20 protein-coding genes and 1 other RNA gene are annotated in these 20,304 nt (G+C 31.6%); 9 read left to right on the top strand and 12 right to left on the bottom strand.

The genetic code is table 11. The features are described 5' to 3' along the window. Positions 1-40: 40 nt before the first annotated feature. The 3 genes from Q0935_RS15585 to Q0935_RS15575 are packed head-to-tail and all read right to left on the bottom strand — an operon-like array spanning position 41 to position 3,100. A complete protein-coding gene (locus Q0935_RS15585; RefSeq protein ID WP_299255247.1) occupies positions 41-874 on the bottom strand; it encodes a hypothetical protein in 834 nt (277 codons plus the stop codon). A 47-nt stretch (positions 875-921) separates the two neighbouring features. After that, positions 922-2,211, bottom strand: a complete 1,290-nt coding sequence (locus Q0935_RS15580; protein WP_299388251.1) for an MFS transporter — start codon at positions 2,209-2,211, stop codon at positions 922-924. Between the two features lie 55 nt (positions 2,212-2,266). Continuing rightward, a complete protein-coding gene (locus tag Q0935_RS15575) occupies positions 2,267-3,100 on the bottom strand; it encodes a M48 family metallopeptidase (RefSeq protein ID WP_299255253.1) in 834 nt (277 codons plus the stop codon). Between the two features lie 262 nt (positions 3,101-3,362). Here Q0935_RS15575 and msrB (Q0935_RS15570) point away from each other — a divergent pair, with 262 nt between their 5' ends. The 4 genes from msrB (Q0935_RS15570) to lpdA all read left to right on the top strand — a co-directional run bounded on the left by msrB (Q0935_RS15570) (position 3,363) and on the right by lpdA (position 6,441). Further along, positions 3,363-3,848, top strand: a complete 486-nt coding sequence (gene msrB, locus Q0935_RS15570) for a peptide-methionine (R)-S-oxide reductase MsrB (protein ID WP_299255256.1) — start codon at positions 3,363-3,365, stop codon at positions 3,846-3,848. Next, on the top strand, positions 3,841-4,242 hold the full coding sequence (gene msrB, locus Q0935_RS15565) for a peptide-methionine (R)-S-oxide reductase MsrB (RefSeq protein ID WP_299388247.1): 402 nt from the start codon (positions 3,841-3,843) through the stop codon (positions 4,240-4,242). The genes msrB (Q0935_RS15570) and msrB (Q0935_RS15565) overlap by 8 nt, the downstream gene beginning before the upstream one ends. Further along, a complete protein-coding gene (locus Q0935_RS15560; protein WP_299388243.1) occupies positions 4,235-4,786 on the top strand; it encodes a DUF1572 family protein in 552 nt (183 codons plus the stop codon). Before msrB (Q0935_RS15565) ends, Q0935_RS15560 begins: the two co-directional genes overlap by 8 nt. 278 nt (positions 4,787-5,064) lie before the next feature. Beyond that, on the top strand, positions 5,065-6,441 hold the full coding sequence (gene lpdA / locus Q0935_RS15555; RefSeq protein WP_299388240.1) for a dihydrolipoyl dehydrogenase: 1,377 nt from the start codon (positions 5,065-5,067) through the stop codon (positions 6,439-6,441). A gap of 110 nt (positions 6,442-6,551) precedes the next feature. Here lpdA and aroQ read toward each other — a convergent pair whose 3' ends face one another. From aroQ to Q0935_RS15535, 4 genes are all read right to left on the bottom strand, one after another. Next, on the bottom strand, positions 6,552-6,968 hold the full coding sequence (gene aroQ, locus Q0935_RS15550) for a type II 3-dehydroquinate dehydratase (protein WP_299388237.1): 417 nt from the start codon (positions 6,966-6,968) through the stop codon (positions 6,552-6,554). A gap of 76 nt (positions 6,969-7,044) precedes the next feature. After that, positions 7,045-7,677 (bottom strand): porin family protein, encoded by a 633-nt coding sequence (locus Q0935_RS15545; protein WP_299388233.1) that lies wholly within the window; start codon positions 7,675-7,677, stop codon positions 7,045-7,047. A gap of 183 nt (positions 7,678-7,860) precedes the next feature. Continuing rightward, positions 7,861-8,448 (bottom strand): outer membrane beta-barrel protein, encoded by a 588-nt coding sequence (locus Q0935_RS15540; protein WP_299388231.1) that lies wholly within the window; start codon positions 8,446-8,448, stop codon positions 7,861-7,863. A 502-nt stretch (positions 8,449-8,950) separates the two neighbouring features. Beyond that, on the bottom strand, positions 8,951-9,826 hold the full coding sequence (locus Q0935_RS15535) for a hypothetical protein (RefSeq protein WP_299388227.1): 876 nt from the start codon (positions 9,824-9,826) through the stop codon (positions 8,951-8,953). Positions 9,827-9,875: 49 nt separating this feature from the next. On the opposite strand from Q0935_RS15535, the gene Q0935_RS15530 reads away from it, so the two are divergent. The 3 genes from Q0935_RS15530 to Q0935_RS15520 all read left to right on the top strand — a co-directional run bounded on the left by Q0935_RS15530 (position 9,876) and on the right by Q0935_RS15520 (position 12,442). Further along, positions 9,876-10,220, top strand: a complete 345-nt coding sequence (locus Q0935_RS15530) for a TM2 domain-containing protein (RefSeq protein ID WP_299388224.1) — start codon at positions 9,876-9,878, stop codon at positions 10,218-10,220. Between the two features lie 67 nt (positions 10,221-10,287). Next, positions 10,288-11,184 carry a site-specific tyrosine recombinase XerD gene (xerD, locus tag Q0935_RS15525; protein WP_299388221.1) on the top strand — a complete coding sequence of 299 codons (897 nt, stop codon included), beginning with the start codon at positions 10,288-10,290 and terminating at the stop codon, positions 11,182-11,184. Between the two features lie 139 nt (positions 11,185-11,323). After that, a complete protein-coding gene (locus tag Q0935_RS15520; RefSeq protein ID WP_299388218.1) occupies positions 11,324-12,442 on the top strand; it encodes a PAS domain-containing sensor histidine kinase in 1,119 nt (372 codons plus the stop codon). A gap of 39 nt (positions 12,443-12,481) precedes the next feature. Here the strand turns inward: Q0935_RS15520 and rny are convergent, their stop codons facing one another. From rny to Q0935_RS15500, 4 genes are all read right to left on the bottom strand, one after another. Beyond that, on the bottom strand, positions 12,482-14,056 hold the full coding sequence (gene rny, locus Q0935_RS15515) for a ribonuclease Y (RefSeq protein ID WP_299255287.1): 1,575 nt from the start codon (positions 14,054-14,056) through the stop codon (positions 12,482-12,484). 52 nt (positions 14,057-14,108) lie between these two features. Further along, positions 14,109-14,251, bottom strand: a non-coding RNA gene (gene ssrS, locus Q0935_RS15510) — 6S RNA. 53 nt (positions 14,252-14,304) lie between these two features. Continuing rightward, positions 14,305-14,598, bottom strand: coding sequence for a cell division protein ZapA (locus Q0935_RS15505; protein ID WP_055437720.1), 294 nt, complete (start codon positions 14,596-14,598; stop codon positions 14,305-14,307). 16 nt (positions 14,599-14,614) lie between these two features. Then, positions 14,615-14,905, bottom strand: coding sequence for a hypothetical protein (locus Q0935_RS15500; RefSeq protein ID WP_299255292.1), 291 nt, complete (start codon positions 14,903-14,905; stop codon positions 14,615-14,617). A 218-nt stretch (positions 14,906-15,123) separates the two neighbouring features. Between Q0935_RS15500 and Q0935_RS15495 the strand changes: the two genes are divergently transcribed. Both Q0935_RS15495 and Q0935_RS15490 read left to right on the top strand, forming a co-directional pair. Further along, complete coding sequence (locus Q0935_RS15495) at positions 15,124-16,809, top strand: M23 family metallopeptidase (protein ID WP_299388214.1); 1,686 nt, start codon at positions 15,124-15,126, stop codon at positions 16,807-16,809. A gap of 21 nt (positions 16,810-16,830) precedes the next feature. Further along, complete coding sequence (locus tag Q0935_RS15490; protein ID WP_299388293.1) at positions 16,831-19,290, top strand: carboxypeptidase-like regulatory domain-containing protein; 2,460 nt, start codon at positions 16,831-16,833, stop codon at positions 19,288-19,290. Positions 19,291-19,294: 4 nt separating this feature from the next. Here the strand turns inward: Q0935_RS15490 and Q0935_RS15485 are convergent, their stop codons facing one another. After that, the gene (locus tag Q0935_RS15485; protein ID WP_299388211.1) at positions 19,295-20,134 is read right to left on the bottom strand and encodes a tyrosine-type recombinase/integrase; all 840 of its coding nucleotides are present in this window, start codon (positions 20,132-20,134) and stop codon (positions 19,295-19,297) included. Positions 20,135-20,304: the final 170 nt, after the last annotated feature.

Raw genomic sequence — 20,304 nt, 5'->3', positions numbered from 1 at the left:
ATACTTGAAATAGTGGCTTTAAATTATATATAAATTACAATTAATTTAATACAAAAGTATCTAATTCTTGTAGTACGTTAGATGTAATATTATCTGCATTATCGCTTATAGAACCTTCGGTTTTAATTAAACCAACATCTTTAGCAAAATAATAGTAATATAAAGAGTTAGTAGTTTGATCTGGAGCTGCAGCAGTATACGACTCTTGTTCATATTTAACCTTAATCACATCTGCATATGTATTTCCATTTACAGTTACAGAAATATCCTTTTCTACAACCTCTAAAGTATTAGTAATGTTATTAGTTATAGATGGTAAGTCTGGAAAAATCTCATCATTAGATACAAACGAAGTAACAGTTTGAACATTACTAGTCCAAGATGTACCAACAGCAACATAATCTTTAAGAATTATTAAACTATAACCTGTTTGAGACAACTCAAAAGCGCCATCTAAATAACTAGCAGATAAATCTCCAACAGTAACAATATAGTCACCACCATTTTTTCTTACGTAAGTATCAATATCTAAACCATCAAATTGAGTCCCATCTGTACCCGTAGCAGATGGTAAATATTGATTGAATCTAAAAACAGACTCTCCCTGATAAACCTCAGTAGAACCAATACTCATATCATAATCTTCTTGAGCAACATCATCAACATAATAGTTGTACGTCCATTCATTATTTACAGCTAAAGGCCAATAATCTCCTGTAGAATCACCTCCTGGCTCTTCAATAATGTCTGGATTAAAAATTCCTTCTTCTGAATCCGATAAAAACTCTGAATCTAAAGGCTCATTATCACAAGAATAAAAAGTGGTAAATAAAATAGAAAGAACAAAAACTGAGGCTAACTTAAATTTCTTCATTTATAATATATTAAATTGTTGGTTACGCAAATATAAGGAACGAAAACTTATTCTGAGACTACTTCTTTAGGGACTCTAAAAAGTAATATAATACCCATTAAAAAGAAAATGAATAAAAATAGAATTGCATTTCGCATCGTACTTATTTGATCTACTATTGCAAAAATCGTCATACCTATTACAATACCAATTTTCTCTGCGACATCGTAAAAACTAAAGTAAGATGTAGTGTCTTCTGTTTCTGGTAAAAACTTAGAATAGGTAGAACGAGCAAGTGCTTGTACACCTCCCATTACAAAACCTACTAAACCTGCTGCAATATAAAATTGAAATGGAGTTACCATAAAATAAGCGTAGAAACATAAAAACATCCAAAAAATATTAATAACAATTAACGTTTTAATGTTTCCAAATTTGGCCGATGCTCTCGATGTTAAAAAAGCTCCTAATATAGCAACTACTTGAATAACTAGAATACTAGCTATTAAACCCATTGTTTTCTCATCACTATCTGCCCAAGAAATTTCTTTTTCTCCAAAGTAAACAGCCATTAACATTATAGTTTGCACAGCCATACTAAAAACAAAAAACGCATTTAAATAACGTTTTAATCGTTTGTTTTGCTTTAATTCTTGCCAAACTAACTTAAGTTCTCTAAACCCATTAAATATAACAGCTTTAGTTACTTTATGTCCTGTAGACACTCCTTTTGGAAGTATATAAAATGTGTATTGGCTAAATATTATCCACCATAAACCAACAGTTATAAAAGAGTAACGCATCATATCGATAGCAGCTTCTCCGTCAACACTCATTACCATTGCTAAATTAATAACTAAAAGTATTACACTTCCTATATAACCAAGACTAAAACCTTTGGCACTTATTTTATCTTGTTGTTCTGGAAAAGCAATATCTGGTAAGTAAGAATTATAAAATACTAGACTTCCCCAATAACCTATTAAACCCATAAAATAGAATAGCATACTTAAATGTATGTACTCTTTGCTAAACCAAAATAACCCAATACAACCTATACCGCCTATGTAGCAAAATAGCTTCATGAATACTTTTTTATTCCCTACATAATCTGCAATACCAGATAATAAAGGCGATAAAAAAGCCACGACAAGAAAAGTAAACGCCGTTACAGCAGATACTAAAACGGTTGGTTTTAAATTAAAAACACTTATCAATTCTTCTTTATTTGGATAAATAAAGCCATAAAATAAAGGGAATATTGAAGATGCTATAGTTAATGTGTATACAGAATTTGCCCAATCGAAAAAGGCCCAAGCATTCAATAATTTTTTATCTCCTTTTTGTAATTTTTCCATAAAAAAAGCCACTCTGTTTTTTAGAGTGGCTTCGAAAATAAGAATTTATATTTTATTAGTAAGGTGTAACTGGTCTAAAAGATTTTACACCGTATTTTTTAGCCTCTGTTTTTGCTGTAGGCGCTAATGCTTCTAAATTAGCAATACGTGTTGTTGTTGCTGGATGCGTACTTAACATTTCTGGTGGTGCTTCTCCTCCACTTGCAGCGCCCATACGTCTCCATAAATTTGCAGCTTCGTCTGGATTATAACCAGCAATTGCTGTAAGTATTAAACCTATTCTATCGGCTTCAGTTTCATGACTTCTACTAAAAGGTAACATACCTCCTACAGTAGATGCTGTACCATAATATTGATTAAATAAGTCTCTTTTTTCACCTTGTAAAGCTACATTACCTACAAGATTTACACCTTGTTGTACCATTCCTGCACTCATACGTTGTTGTCCGTGGTTTGCTAAAGCATGTGCCACCTCATGACCCATAATAGCAGCCACAGCAGCTTCGTTTTGTGCAACAGGTAAAATTCCTGTATAAAAAACAATTTTACCACCTGGCATACACCAAGCATTAATAGTTTCGTCTTTTACTAAATTGTATTCCCATTTATAATCATTTAAATAACCTTGATTACCATTGGCAGTTAACCAACGTTCTGCAGCTACAGCAATACGCTGTCCAACTCTAGTAATCATTTCGGCTTCTGTAGTTCCAGTAACTACATTATTTTCATTTAAAAACTGATTGTATTGTGCAAAAGCAGTTGGAAATAATGAGCTATTCTCTGTTCCTGGCAATGCCATTGTCTTCTTTCCTGTAAAAGGATTTGTTGCACATGAGAAAAAAAGTAGCAATGCAAATGCTAAGGTTACACTCGATTTAAGTTTCATTATTTATTGTTTTTATTAATATAAAACCAATTTACAAAAAGTTGCGTAAATATAGTGGTACTAGCACCCTAAATAGTAGGTGGTTATTCGATAAAGAACAAATTTAAACGTTAAAAGCATTAATTTATAGTAGAATTAAATTCGGTTATAAATGTTATGATTTACTTAAAATAACGACTTAAAACAGATGTAAAAGATATTTACAACTATCTTTAGTTTTGAAAAAAAGAAAAATTAATTAATACTTAAAAAAAAGATTTCTATGAAAAAATTTGCACTAATATTTTTTGCGTTAATTTTATTTAACTGTAACAGTAATGCACAATCAGGAAAAAAGGAAAAAGAAGTTTTTAAGGTGTCTAAAACGGATGCCGAATGGAAAGCCCAATTAACAGATAACGAATATTATGTATTAAGAAAAGCTGGTACCGAAAGACCTTTTTCTAGTAAACTAAACAAAGAATACGGAGAAGGAACTTATGTTTGTGCTGCTTGTAGCACTCCTTTATTTGAAGGTAAAAATAAGTTCGATTCTGGAACAGGATGGCCAAGTTTTGATAGAGAAATTAAAGGAAATGTAGATTTTTCTGTAGATTACAACCTAGGACATGCAAGAACCGAAGAACATTGTGCTACTTGTGGAGGACATTTAGGTCATGTATTTAACGATGGCCCAAGTAAAACAACAGGTAAGAGACATTGTATTAATGGTGTTGCAGTAAAATTTATACCAAAAGAGAATGAGTAATTTTAAAATTAATAAGTCTGATAAGGAATGGAAAGACCAACTTACAGACGAAGAATACCGTATTTTAAGAGAAAAAGGAACCGAAAGACCACATACTGGAACTTACAATCTTCATTTTGAAGAAGGTACTTATAAATGTGCAGGATGCAATCAGCAATTATTTGAAAGTTCAAGTAAGTTTGATGCACATTGTGGTTGGCCAAGTTTCGATGAGTCTATTAAAGGCACGGTAAAATATGTTTTAGATAAAACCCATGGCATGATGCGTACCGAAATTGTATGCTCTAATTGTGGCGGGCATTTAGGTCATGTTTTTAACGATGGCCCAACAGAAACCGGCACACGTTACTGCGTAAACTCTTTAAGCGTAAAGTTTCATAAACCAAATGAGTAGTTATTTAACTAGTACTATTAAGCAATTTGAATACTATAAAAGTCTTGGAGATAAAACTTTTAAGCAATTAACGTTCGATGAGTTGCAATGGCAAAGTCATGAAGATGCTAATAGCATTTCTATTATTGTAAAGCATATTGTTGGTAACATGTTATCACGTTGGACCAATTTTTTAACCGAAGATGGTGAGAAAGAATGGAGACATCGCGATGAAGAGTTTAATGCTACTTTTACTACCTATAAAGATTTAATTACTGCCTGGGAAACCGGTTGGAAATGTTTGTTTGATGCTATTACACCTTTAACCGAAGACGATTCAGAACACATTATTTATATAAGAAACCAAGGTCATACGGTAACCGAGGCTATTAATAGGCAATTGGCTCACTATTGTTTTCATATTGGGCAAATAGTGTTTTTAGGAAAACTATTAAAAGCTAGTGATTGGGAGTCTTTATCGATACCTAAAGGAGGTTCTATTACTTACAATGAAGATAAATTTTCTAAAGCGAAAGAGAAAAGACATTTTACAGACTATCTGTAAACAGCCATAATGTTTAATTACTAAAATTTTAAAATACAACTACCATTGTTTGCGTGAGTGATAGCAACGGCATCCTTTTGCTTTTTTTAGCAAAAGATATAGTGGATAGCACGACCTTTAGGTCACGCCCAAAATATTTTAAATCCCATAAAAAAGCATAGCGTTTTAAGAATATTAAACGTTTTTAGAATTTTATTGTTTTTGCTTTTTGGAATTTAGGATTTTCCGCTTGAAAATCCTTAAATTTGATACTTTATAAAACGACTAAAAATTACACGATGAGTAAATACGATATTATTGTTCTTGGAAGTGGTCCTGGTGGCTACGTAACTGCTATTAGAGCTTCGCAATTAGGTTTTAAAGTTGCTGTTGTAGAAAAGGAAAGTCTTGGTGGTGTGTGCCTTAATTGGGGCTGTATACCTACTAAAGCTTTATTAAAATCTGCTCAGGTATTCGAATATTTAAAGCATGCTAGCGATTACGGATTATCTGTTAAGGAATATGATAAGGATTTTGATGCTGTTGTAAACCGAAGCAGAAATGTGGCTGAAGGCATGAGTAAAGGTGTTCAGTTTTTAATGAAAAAGAACAAAATCGACGTTATTAATGGTTTTGGGAAATTGAAGCCTGGTAAAAAGGTTGAAGTTGAAGGAAAGGAATATTCTGCAGATCATATTATTGTTGCAACTGGTGCACGTTCTCGTGAGTTACCAAGTTTACCACAAGATGGTGAAAAAGTTATTGGTTACAGACAAGCAATGACATTGAAAAAACAACCTAAGAAAATGATTGTTGTTGGTTCTGGTGCTATTGGTGTTGAGTTTGCTTATTTCTATAACGCCATGGGAACTGAGGTTACTGTTGTAGAATATTTACCAAACATTGTACCTGTTGAAGATATTGATGTTTCTAAGCAATTAGAAAAATCTTTTAAAAAGAGTGGTATAAAAGTAATGACATCTGCCGAAGTAACTAAGGTTGATACTTCTGGTACTGGTGTTAAAGCAACTATAAAAACTAAAAAAGGTGAAGAGGTTTTAGAGGCTGATTTAGTTTTATCTGCTGTTGGTATTAAAACAAACATTGAAGGTATTGGTCTTGAAGATGTTGGTATCGCGGTTGATAGAGATAAAATATTAGTTAACGATTTCTACCAAACAAATATTCCTGGTTACTACGCTATTGGTGATGTAACTCCTGGACAAGCTTTAGCACACGTTGCTAGTGCAGAAGGTATTTTATGTGTTGAAAAAATTGCTGGACAACATTTTGAGGCTTTAGATTACGGTAACATTCCTGGTTGTACTTATGCGTCTCCAGAGATTGCTAGTGTTGGTTTAACAGAGAAACAAGCTAAAGATCAAGGTTTAGATATTAAGGTTGGTAAATTCCCGTTCTCGGCTTCTGGTAAAGCAAGTGCTTCTGGAGCTAAAGATGGCTTTGTAAAAGTTATTTTTGATGCTAAGTATGGCGAATGGTTAGGATGCCACATGATTGGTGCTGGTGTTACAGATATGATTGCTGAGGCAGTTTTAGGACGTAAACTAGAAACTACAGGACACGAAGTATTAAAAACTGTACATCCTCACCCAACAATGAGTGAAGCGGTTATGGAAGCTGTTGCAGATGCTTATGATGAAGTAATACATTTATAAATCGCTAAGATTTTTTAAATAATAAATAAAAAAGTTCCAGAAAATTCTGGAACTTTTTTTATGTCTAAAATTTGCGTGAACAAATTTGAAAATAACTTAGTAATTAGAAACTATAAAAAACTCTGTATTGCTAATTCGTAGCTTTGTAAACCAAAACCTAAAATAACACCTTTTGCGTTAGCCGAAATATAAGATTGGTGTCTAAACTCCTCTCTACCAAAAGTATTAGAAATATGCACTTCTATAACCGGTGTTTCTATTGCTTTTACCGCGTCTCCAATACCTACAGAGGTATGCGTATAAGCTGCTGCATTTAACACAATACCATCGTAATTAAAACCACAAGCTTGTAGCTTATCTATTAACTCGCCTTCTATATTAGATTGAAAATACTCTAATGCTACATTTGGGTATTTTTCTTTTACGGTATCAAAAAACTCTGTAAAAGTTAAACTACCATAAATATTAGGCTCTCGTTTACCTAGTAAATTTAGGTTTGGTCCGTTAATGATGATTATTTTTTTCATAATGTAAAAATACAAAAGTTATGGCATAAAAAAACCGAAGCGTTAAGCTTCGGTTTTATAAACATTAAGTTTAATATTAGTTTAAAGCAAATAGAACACCTACGTTAAAACTACTTCTTCCGTTTCTAACTGAACTACCAGCATTTTCTTTGAATATATCTGAAAAACCAGATTGTCCATCATACTCAACATAAAGTTTTGTGTTATCTGCTATTTCGAACTTATAACCTATCCCAAAAGCTAAACCAAAATCTGTAGTATTAAAAGCTTCTTTTACATCCATACCTAACTTAGAATCTTCTGCATTTAAAAGAATACCCACATAAGGTCCAAAATTTAAATACCATTTTCTTGTAGATCCAAAATGCCAATTTGCCATTACTGGAATTGTTAAATATGCTAATTGAAAATCTGTTGTGAAATTTTCGAATGTATCTTCATTATATATAAATCCGTCTGCCCAACCTTTTTGGTCGTAAATTAGCTTTGCTTTAATTCCCCAACGGTCTGAGAAATAGTATTCTCCCGAAGCTCCAAAGTTGATAGATGTTAATGAGTTTGAAGTATCTTCTGCGTCACTTCCAACGGCTACATTAGAAAAACTAGCACCAATACCTACACCTAGTTCAAAATCTCCTTTGTCTAATTGTGCGTTTACATTTGATACCGCAAAAACTGCTAAAGAAGCAATAAGTAATAATTTTTTCATAATAAATTTGGTTTGTTGATTAGACCATAAATTTATGATAACTAAGCATACCAAAATTGTAAAAAATCGTAATCATAATTAAATTTCACATAAACCACTGAAAACAAATTATTTAAACACAAAAAAAAGCAAAAAAAAGTCGAAACATATAGCTTCGACTTTTAAATTTTATAGTGGCTCTAATTAGAACTTGTATGCAACACCAAATTTGATCTCAGATAAATCTAAGTTTAATCCGAAAGTATCAACTGCTTCTGCATTATCCCAATCACCTTTAGCATTATCATAAGATAAAGCTCCAAAAGATGCTCTTAATGAAAAAGAATCAGATACGAAATAGCTAATTCCTGGAGAAACTGCAATACCAAAAGTATTAACTGTAGACTCTTCACCTCCATTTGGTTCAGTCTTATCAGCCTTATAATTAACTCCTGCTCCTAATGTAAAAGAAAAAGTATTTGATGGTGTAAAGAAATAGTTAGCTCCTAAAGAACCTCCAAAAGAAGAAGTTTTATCTTCTGCAAAATCTTCACCTGAACCATAACTCAATCCTGCCTCAAGAGCAATGTTTTCAGATATAAAATATCCTACAGATGGAGAAACTTCAAATTGATTAGAATCAACGTCAGCTACTGAAGTTGTAGTAAAACCAACAGTACCACTAACATAAACATCACCTTTTTCGAAACCACCAACAGTAGTATCTTCTTGTGCATTAACACTTGTAAAACCTAATACTGCGATAGCAGCTGTAAATAATAATTTTTTCATTTTAATATGATTTTATTGATTTGTGGATACAAAATTAGAAGATACTTACATATTGAACAAACAAAAACAAACCTAAAAAAAGAGCCTAATTATAACTTGTTGATTATTAATTTTTAGCATAAAATATTTAACACAAAATTTAGTTTTTTTGATAGAATGATTTTCCATATTAAACAATTAAACTATTGACTTTAAGAACATTAACAAACCAACATCAAATTAAACTATTGTCTTTTTGCGTTTTTATCATTAAAAAACACGTAGAACAGAATACTCTGTGTTAAAAAATATTAAAGTCGACTAATAATGCAAAAAAAAGGATAAAAAGTGGCATTATTTACACTGTTAATTACCTTGAAATTGAAGTAAATATTTTAGTTGAACGATAAATTACGGTTTGGGAGATACCGCTAAGCGAATTGATATTTGTTTTAGCTTAGTTTAAAGCACAATAAAGCCGAAGCAATTGCTTCGGCTTTAAATATTTTATAAATAAGATATTTTAATTTTTAAAATAAAAATCTATTTGAGTTTGCTCACCAGCTTTTAAATTTGTTAATGCTCTAATTTTAGAGTCATCAACAAAAATTTCTATTACGGCAGTATTGGTAGACATGGTACCAACGTTGTCTGCAGTTAATATAAAGGTGTTCTTTTTATTTACTAATGTTAATGGGATACTTTTTCTTTGGTTTGTAGTTTCAAAATCTCTTAATACAGTATTACCGTTATATTTTAAGGTAACTCTATCGCCGTCTAATTGTCCTCCATCGAAAATTTCAATTCTAATATTTTTACTTTTAGCAAATACACTCATAATTTGTTTGCTTCTTAAAATATTCATTTGAATAGAATCCATAGTTTTAGCAATATCAATATTTTGCTTTTCACTATCTGTTAAGCGCTTCGTTTTTTTAATAAACTTGTTTGCTTTTTCAATTTTTTTAAGTTGTTTTTCTTTGGTAGAAAGTAAGATCTCTCCGTTAATACATTCGGTTTTATCTGGAAACAAACCTTTAAAATGTCCATTTAACTTAGAGGACTTTCCTAATTTATAAGAATTTGAAGTGAAATTTACATAACAAAAATCGTCTTCGGTAACGTCAGATTTAGTGTAAATGGTTTCTACTTCTTTAAAACGTAACTGTTTATTTTCCGCATTATAATCTCCTATAATACTTGTTTTAGTTTCGTGATCTCCACCTACATCGGTTAAAGTATAACCATTAATAATTCCATTTGTTTCTTGTAGTTTAACAGTTAAACTTATTAATGAAGAATCGTTAAGTTTTATAAAACCAACGTATTCGTACTCTTGTTGCCCAAAGCACATTTTAAAACAAAATGAAATTAAAAAAAAGAGTATTATACGTTTCATAAATGGAAAAAAAAATAGATATTGTGTAAACAAACTTAAACCAAATAATATGAAAATTAAACTATTACTCTCGTTTTTAGTATTCTTTATTGGAATTACTACAGCAAGCGCATCGTTTCCAGTTAAGCGTGCAGCTAAAACAGTAGAAAACACAACTAACATAACTACAGATACTGTAGATGTAGAGATGACGTCTCCTGCTGTTATGAAAAGAAAAGACAAAACTACAGCCATTTTATTATGGGTATTTTTAGGTGGTTTTGCTGCTCACAGATGGTATTTAGGAAGCCCAATTGGATGGAATATTCTTTTTATTCTTACTGCTGGATTCTTTTTCGTTGGATGGGTAATTGATGGAATTGATATTATTACAGATAAATATCCTGGGCTATAACAGCTAAATAATTTTATTTTTTATAAAAGCCACTTCTTTATTGAAGTGGCTTTTTTATTTTAGTGCTATGAAATGGGAAAACGCACTTAAAGACTATAAACTGTATCTTAAAATAGAACGTGGCTTATCAGACAATTCTATAAGTAACTACAGTTTTGATGTTAAAAAGCTTATTAGTTACTTAGAAGATAATAGTATTACGGTCTCTCCTATTTTAATCTCTAAAGAAACTATACAGCAGTTTATTTATACTGTTGCCAAAACGGTTAATGCGCGTTCACAATCGAGGCTAATTTCTGGCTTAAAAGGTTTTTTTAATTATTTGGTTTTTGAAGATTATCGCGAAACAAATCCTTTAGATACCATAGATGCTCCAAAAATTGGAAGAAAGCTACCAGATACCTTAAGCGAAACAGAAATTAACCAACTTATTGATGCTATAGATTTAAGTACACCTCAAGGCGAACGTAATCGTGCCATTTTAGAGCTGCTTTATGGTTGTGGTTTGCGTGTTAGCGAGTTAACTAATCTTAAAATTTCGGACTTATTTTTCGAGGAAGGTTTTATTAAAGTTACTGGAAAAGGAGACAAACAACGCTTTGTTCCTATTATTGAAGCAACGCAAAAATACATTAACATCTATAAAACCGAAATACGAAACCACCAAACCATACCAAACGAATTTAAAGATACTTTGTTTTTAAACCGAAGAGGTAAACAGCTTACTCGTGCCATGATTTTTACTATAATAAAACAATTAGCAGTAAAAGTTAATTTAGAAAAAACCATCTCTCCACATACGTTTAGACACTCTTTTGCCACTCATTTACTAGAAAATGGAGCCGATTTAAGAGCCATACAGCTTATGCTCGGACACGAAAGCATAACAACTACAGAAATCTATATGCATGTAGATAAAAGCCACTTAAAAAGTGTTATAAACACCTATCACCCAAGACAATAAATTAACATTTTAAGTTGAAAAATGGAATTGTAAGGATTTTTCTATATATTTGAGTATATCACATTTATAAAATAATTTAATCCCTTAAAATTAAATTGTAGCACGTTTTACAATGCTATAAACTAACGCGATTTATTTTATGAACTCAAACAATCCACAATCTAACCTTAAAAAGTTTCAAACCGCCCTAGAAATATCGAAAATTGGTGTTTGGGATTTTAATGAAAAAAAGAATAAGGTCTTCTTTTCTAAATCGTCTAAAGCTATTATTGGTTTTGAAGACGATGATACCTTTGGTGATGATATTGAAGATTGGAATAGTAGAGTGCATCCAGAAGATAAAAAAGAGTATAAAAAAGATTTTAGAAACCATATTAATGGAAAAACAGTTTTTTACATTAATAAACATAGAATATTATGTAAAAATGGAACTTATAAATGGATTTTAGACAAAGGTCAAATTGTTAACGATCATGTAACAGATGGTTACATTCATTTTATAGGCACGCATACAGATATAACAGAGCAACAAAAAAACGAAGTTAAAGTCCACAATGCGCTTACTATTGCAACAAAACAAAATAACAAACTTAAAAATTTCGCACACATTGTAACCCATAACTTAAGGCAATATTCTGGTAATTTTGAAAGCCTATTAGAGTTTTACGATGAAGCAGAAAGCATAAAGGAAAAAGAGGAACTTATTGGCCATTTAAAAGAAGTCTCTAGCTGCTTAGATAGAACTATTCAAAACTTAAACGAAATAGTCTCTGTACAATCTAAAAAGAACACCAATTTAGAACAACTGTATATTAGTCATTTTATAGAAGAAACACTTAAGGTATTAGATCTTATTATAGTAGAGAGTAATACTGTTATTTATAATAAAGTCGATCCTAGTTTATTTTTATATTATAACTCTGCCTATTTAGAGAGTATCATTCAAAATCTTATTTCTAACGCTATTAAGTATAAACACCCAGAAAGAGATCCTGTAGTTACAATAAGTTCTAAAATAGTTAAATCTAAATTAGTTATTTCTATTCAGGATAATGGTATTGGTATTGATTTAGCCAAATTTGGCAAAGATATCTTTGGCCTTTATAGAACGTTCCATAATAATAAGGATGCCGAAGGTGTAGGCTTGTATTTAACAAAAAATCAAATCGAAGCCTTTGGAGGGAAAATTACAGTTAATAGTGAGGTTAATGTAGGAACAATATTTAATATTATTATTCCAAATAAAAAACCCAATTAGAAAACTAATTGGGCTTTTATATAAATACAATTGTACTTTTTATTTTGCAATATTAACTGCTCTTGTTTCTCTAATTACAGTTACTTTAACTTGTCCAGGATAAGTCATGTCTGTTTGTATTTTTTGCGAGATATTAAACGATAAATCTGCTGCGTTTTGATCGTTTACTCTTTCGCTTTCTACAATAACACGTAATTCTCTACCGGCTTGAATAGCGTATGCTTTCTTTACACCTTGGAAACCAAAGGCAATATCTTCTAAATCTTTTAAACGTTGGATATAACTATCTAAAACTTGACGTCTTGCTCCTGGTCTTGCTCCTGATATAGCATCACAAACTTGAATAATTGGAGATAATAAAGAAGTCATCTCTACCTCGTCGTGGTGAGCACCAATAGCATTACAAACTTCTGGTTTTTCACCAAATTTCTCTGCCCATTGCATACCTAAAATAGCGTGAGGTGTTTCCATATCTGCTTCTGCATCTGGCACCTTACCTATATCGTGTAATAATCCTGCTCTTTTTGCCAGTTTAGGGTTTAAACCTAACTCAGCAGCCATAATACCACAAAGCTTAGCGACTTCACGCGAGTGTTGTAATAGGTTTTGCCCGTAAGACGAACGGTATTTCATACGTCCTACCATTTTTATTAATTCTGGATTTAAACCATGAATTCCTAAATCGATAACAGTACGCTTACCTACCTCTATAATTTCTTGTTCTATTTGTTTTTGAGTTTTCTTAACAACCTCTTCAATTCTCGCAGGATGTATTCTTCCATCTGTAACTAACTTGTGTAAAGATAAACGTGCTATTTCACGTCTTACAGAATCGAAACAAGATAAAATAATTGCTTCAGGAGTATCATCTACAATAATTTCTACACCAGTTGCAGCTTCAATAGCTCTAATATTTCTACCTTCTCTACCAATAATACGACCTTTAACATCGTCGTTCTCAATATTAAATACAGATACACAGTTATCTACTGCTTCTTCTGTACCAATACGTTGTATGGTATTAATTATTATTTTCTTAGCATCTTGTTGAGCGGTAAGTTTCGCTTCTTCCATTTTGCCTTGAACGTAAGCCATAGACTCAATCTTAGCTTCACCTCTTAAAGACTCTACAAGTTGTGTTTTTGCATCCTCTGCAGATAAACTAGAAATAACCTCTAATTGCTCTATTTGGCTTTTATGTAATCTATCTACCTCTTCTTGTTTTTTGTCTATAATTTCTAGGCGATAGTTATAATCCTTCTGTTTAGCTTCAACTTCGGTATTAAGTTTCTTAGATTTAGCAAGTTCGCTAGATACCTGAGACTCTTTATCACGAGTGCGTTTTTCGGCTTCAGCCATTTTCTTTTCTCTTGAAGAAATTACTTTTTCGTGCTCAGACTTAAGCTCGATAAATTTTTCTTTAGCTTGAAGTATTTTGTCTTTTTTAATGCTCTCTCCTTCGCTTTTTGCTTCTCTCAAGATACTTGATGCCGACTTTTTAGCGTTTTTAATAAGTTTAGAAGCATTACTTCTCTCCATCATTTTAGCAATAGCAAAGCCAATAATAGCGCCAATTGCTACGCCTGCTATACTAAGTATAATTGTTTGATCCATTTTAGTTAGTTTAATTGTATAAAAAAAGCCTACACTAATTTTGGTTTTGTATAAACTCCTTAAATACACGTTTAGGGTTAACAAGCTGATCAAGTATCTGCCCAAATAGATACTGAAAATAAATTCAGCAATACGCTATTAGCAGCACGCTTTTACAACTTAAACTCACCCTTTATAAAGAATTAACTGTTGAGTTTATCAAAAAAATAATTAATGTAGGCAGTAACCTAGTTTTATTTATAAGAACGTTATGAACTTAAATGCAAATCTAACATTTGGTTTAAAGCGTTTAACTTCTCTTCCACGTGTTCGTTTACATGTTCTTTATCTAAATTTTTCTGTTCTACTTGAGATGCAAATTGTAATGCACACATGGCTAAAACATCTTGTTTATCTCTAACAGAATAACTTTGCTCAAACTGTTTTATCATAGCTTCTATATTCTTAGCTGCTTTTCGTAATCCTTCTTCCTGACTTGGTGGAATTGTTAAAGGATATACTCTATTTGCTATCGAAAGCTTTATTTTAAGCATTTCTGCCATAAGTTGCTATGTTACATTATTCTGAGAGTTGACCAATACAATGATCTATTTCTCTAATTAATGTGTTTATTTTGAGTTTTGTTTCTCGTTTATCTTCATCACTGCCAAGTATTGTATTGGCCATTTTAAGTGTTTCGTACTTTTCTTTCCAAGCTTTAATTTCTAATTCTTGGTTTTTTATGGTACTACGATATTGCGTTTCTTCTTGAGATAATTTTAAATTAGCTTCCTTTAAAACACCTTGGGTCTTCAAGACTTGGCTTATTTTTTTCTCTAAAGCATCTACAATACCTTCTATACTACTCATCTACAAATATCAATACTTATCTTACAAAGTTAACAGAACATAACCTATTTAACAATTGTTTTTTCATAAAATTTTAAATAATAATTAGGAAAACAAATTATTAGTATTTAAACAACAAAAAATCAATACTATGGCTTGGTCTTTCAATTTGTCTTTGCTATTAATAATCAATTGCATATTTTAGCAACTGTATCAAAAAACCGATATAAAAATTACATATGCGTAAATTCCTTTTGTTTTTCCTGCTTAGCTATTCTGTTTTATCACAAAATCAATATCCGCAGGACTATTTTAGATCTCCTTTAGATATTAATATTGTTTTAGCTGGCACTTTTGCCGAGTTACGCTCTAACCACTTCCACTCTGGTTTAGATATTAAAACCAAGCAAATTGAAGGCCTAAAAGTTTATGGCATTGCAGACGGCTATGTTAGCAGAATAAAAATTGCTCACTTTGGCTACGGAAAAGCCTTATACGTTACACATCCTAATGGTTACACTAGTGTTTATGCGCATTTACAAAAGTTTAGTCCTAAAATTGAAGACTATATTAAAGCGAAACAATACGAAAAAGAATCTTTTGAAGTTGAAGTTTTTCCAACGCCTGAAGAATTAAAAATTACCAAAAGCGAATTAATTGCTTATTCTGGAAATACTGGTAGTTCTTCTGGTCCGCATTTGCATTTCGAAATTCGTGATAATGACGAAAGACCAATTAACCCAATGCTTTTTGGTGTAGACGTTAAAGATACTACGAAACCAACAATTTCTAACGTGTATGCTTATCCTGTTGGTCCAACCTCTCATGTTAATGGATCGAATAAAAAACAAAAGCTACGTGTAATCCCTCAAAAAAATGGTGATTATAAAATTGAAGATTTAAAAGCCTTTGGAACCATAGGTTTTGCCGTAGAAACAATAGACAGACAAGATTTGGCAGCCAATAAAAATGGCGTTTATAATATTTCTACTTACTTTAATGGTATTCAGAATTTTGAAATAGATTTTAAACGTTTTTCATTTGAAGAAACAAAACATTTAAATCGCTTAATAGATTATTCTCACTATAAAGATAAAAAGCAAAAACTTCAAAAATTATTTAAAGAAGAAAACAATCCGTTAAGTTTATACGATAATATTATTGATAGCGGTTATATTACTATTTACGATAGTACTGCTTCAGTTTACAAAGCAAAAATTAGTGACTTTAAAGGTAACGAAACTAATTTAGACATTACACTTAAAGGCGATGTAAAGCTTCCAGACGATGTTGAAGAAAAAGTAACCACACAACATTATATACAACACGACCTAGAAGCAGAATTAGAACAAGACAATTTTAAGGTTAGTTTTTATAAAGACACCTTTTACGATAGTTTTTTCATCGACTTTAGTGTTAAAAACGATACACTTACACTACATAAACCGGTTTTACCTGTAAAGAAAAGCTTTACCATATCTTACGATATTAGTAATTTTAAAGAAGAAGATTTAAAACAACTTTACATAGCCGAGTTAATAGGTTGGAATAATTGGCCAAGCTACTCTACTACAAAAAGAAAAGGAAATACACTTAGCACATATACTAAAGATTTAGGAACCTACGTTTTAGCAAGAGACACAGTTGCACCTACTATTAAAGCAGTAAATTTTAAAGACGGAAGCTGGCTAAGTAAATACCGTTATTTAAAAGTAAAAATTAACGATAAAGGCACTGGTATTTCTAATTATAGAGCAACTATAAACGGCCAGTGGGTTTTAATGGAATACAATTACAAGAATAAAATTTTAACTTACGATTTTAACGATGCTGTTACAATAGAAACTAAGAATAAATTAAAAGTAATTGTTACAGATAACGTAGGAAATAGTACTACTTTTGAAACTACTTTTTTTAGGAAATAATACACAAAAATAAAGACCTTGATTACAAAAACTAATTTTCTTAAACTATTAACATTACTGCTTCCACTCTACGCATTAGCGCAAACTGCAACTATAAATGGAGTTATTTTAGACGAAGGTAATTTTCCGCTTCAAGCTGTAAATATTAAAACAGAATCTTCGGGTACTACCACTAACGCTAATGGTTTTTACGAAATTACAGTTAAAGCAAATACAGATGTTACTTTAGTGTATTCGCATGTATCGCATAAAAACGTAACTGTTACTGTTAACTTAAAAAATGGTGAGATTTTCGAGTTTAATCCTCTTTTAAAAACAGATGTCGATCAAATTGAAACTATTGTTATTAACGGAAGAAAACGAAAAGACGTACAAGGTATTATAAACATCGCTCCAGAAACATTAATTAAAATTCCAGGAGCACAAGCCGGTGTAGAAAATTTACTAAAAACATTACCAGGAGTAAGTGGAAACAACGAATTAAGTACACAATACTCTGTACGTGGTGGAAATTTTGACGAGAACCTTGTTTACGTAAATGGTATTGAAGTTTACAGACCATTTCTAGTACGTTCTGGACAACAAGAAGGTTTAAGTTTTATAAATAGCGATTTAGTAGAAAATGTAGATTTCTCTGCAGGAGGTTTTCAAGCAAGGTATGGCGATAAATTATCTTCGGTTTTAGACATTACCTATAAGAAACCTAAAGATTTTGCTGTCGCTGCAGATTTAAGTTTACTTGGCGGAAGTGTTGCCGTAGAAACAGCTAGTAAAGATTCTAAATTTACAAGCATTACAGGTTTACGTTACAGAGACAATTCGCTTTTAGTACAAGCAAAAGAAACCGAAACCAACTACAACCCTATTTTTGCAGATGTACAAACCTATTTAACGTATCGCTTTACAGATAAATTAGAACTGAGTTTTTTAGGAAACGCTTCGCTTAATAAATATAATTACGAACCACAAACCAGACAAACCAATTTTGGAACGTTAGACAATCCGTTAGCCTTATTAGTATTTTACGAAGGACAAGAGCGCGATAGCTACCAGACTCTTTTTGGTGCTTTACAAGCTAATTACGAATTAAATGATAATGTAAATTTAGCCTTAGTTGCTTCAACCTATCATACTACAGAAGAAGAACATTTCGATATTTTAGCACAATACCGTTTAGGAGAAGTAAACAGTAATATTGGAGATGAAGATTTAGGAGAAGTCGAATTTTCTGAAGGTATTGGTGGTCAATTAAATCATGGACGTAACGATTTAGACGCATTAATAACAACTGTAGAACATAAAGGAACAGCAGATATTGAAGGTAACGAAATTAAATGGTCTGTAAAATATACAAAAGAAGATATTCGAGATCGTTTAATAGAATGGGAAGTTATAGACTCGGCAGGTTTCTCTATAAACCCACCAGCTTCTGGAGGTTTTAACCAAGAACCATACGAGCCAGATACATTTCCTATCACGGCATTTCAAAACGTACAAGCAAGAAATAATACTCAAATTAATAGAATTCAAGCCTATTTACAATGGAGTAAACGTTCTACTTTAGGCGATGCCGATGTTTGGTACAATGCAGGTGTTCGTGCTCATAACTGGCAAGTAAAAGATGCCAATATAACTGGAGACAACCAAATAGTAATTAGCCCAAGAGCGCAGTTTGCTATTAAACCAGACTGGAAAAACGATATGTTATTTCGAGTTAGTGGTGGTTTATATTATCAACCTCCATTTTACAGAGAATTACGAGATGCTAGCGGAACTGTACAACCTAATGTAAAAGCGCAAAAATCGGTTCACTTTGTATTAGGTAACGACTATAGTTTTAAAATGAACGACAGACCTTTTAAACTAACCACAGAGTTATATTATAAAAACCTTACCGATGTAAACCCATACACCGTAGAAAACGTTCGCATTCGTTATGCTGCAGAAAACAATGCAACTGCGTATGCCTACGGATTAGATATGCGATTAAATGGTGAGTTTGTTCCTGGAACAGAAAGTTGGTTTAGTTTTGGTTACCTTAAAACCGAAGAAAATATTAATAACAGAGGAGATATTGCAAGGCCAACAGACCAACGTTTAAAATTCGCAGCTCTTTTTCAAGATTACGTGCCTAATTTACCAAACTTTAAAATGTATTTAAACTTAGTTTATAATACAGGATTACCAGGTGGTTCGCCAAGTTATGCCGACAAATACCAGTACCAGAGTAGATTACCAGATTACAAACGTGCAGATATAGGTTTTCAGTTTGTAATTGTAGATGCTAAAAAGCAATTTAAAAGCGGTTGGAAAAAACCTTTTAAAGATCTTTCTTTCGGTTTCGAAATCTTTAATGTTTTCGATGTACAAAACTCGATTACCAATACTTGGGTTCGCGATGTGTATAGCAAAAGACAATATGCAATTCCTAATTATTTAACACCAAGAGTATTTAATATTAGAACTACAATGCGTTTTTAAAACGTTATAAAAAATCTAAAGGACTTGGTACGTTTTCTAAAGTTTTATTAGTTACATGAGTGTAAATAAGAGTGGTTTTTATTGAGCTATGCCCTAATAACTCTTTTATTATTCTTACATCTGTACCTCTATCCATTAAATGCGTTGCATACGCATGTCGTAAGCCATGAAGTGTAATACTTTTATTAACCTTAGATTTAATTAAAGCCGTTTTAAAAACTTTTCTTAAACTTTCTTGCGAGTATTGCTTTCCTTTTTGCCCACAAAACAAATATGTTTTAGGTTTATACTCTAAATAATATACTCTTAAAATCACTTTTAAAGATTCTGGCAATGGTATTACTCTATCTTTATTTCCTTTTCCAGAACGAATATGTATTTGATTTCTATCTCCATCAATATCATTAATTCTCATACTAATTAGCTCACCACTTCGTAAACCTAGAGCATAAATAACTGTAAGCATTGTTTTATGCTTTAAATTAGTATGACAATCTAAAATAGCTTTTACATCTTTTGTTGAAATAATTTTAGGTAATGGTTTTGGACGAATTGTTGGATAAACAGGTAAAAAATCGATCTCTCTACCATACATTTCTTTGTAAAACAATTTTAGAGCAGCACAAAGTTGTTTATGCGTTGTATAAGCCAATTGTTTCTCCTTAACCGCTTCTATAATAAATGCTAACAAATCTTTATTTTCAAGATCTGCCATATTTACCTCAACACCAATGTACTTATGAAACGATTTTAAAAGCCCTAAATAAGTATTAATACTATTAGCACTATATCTTTTAATTTCTAATAGCTTTTTAAAATTTAAAAAAGTTGGGATATCTGCCATAAAAGCAAATATATACAAACCTTTACAAAAGTTGGGTTATTCTCCTCATTTAGCTTGTATTACAAACTTAAATCATTAAATTTGGTATATATAAACGTTAGCTGTAATTAGAGAAAATGAGAATAGAATTAATAACCAAAGAAAGTGATTTATTAAAAAAAGGTGTTGAT

Source organism: uncultured Lacinutrix sp. (genome assembly GCF_947500605.1).
Lineage (GTDB): Bacteria > Bacteroidota > Bacteroidia > Flavobacteriales > Flavobacteriaceae > Lacinutrix.
The sequence above is the reverse complement of the archived record's forward strand: the minus strand, read 5'-3'. Positions and strand labels throughout refer to the sequence as shown.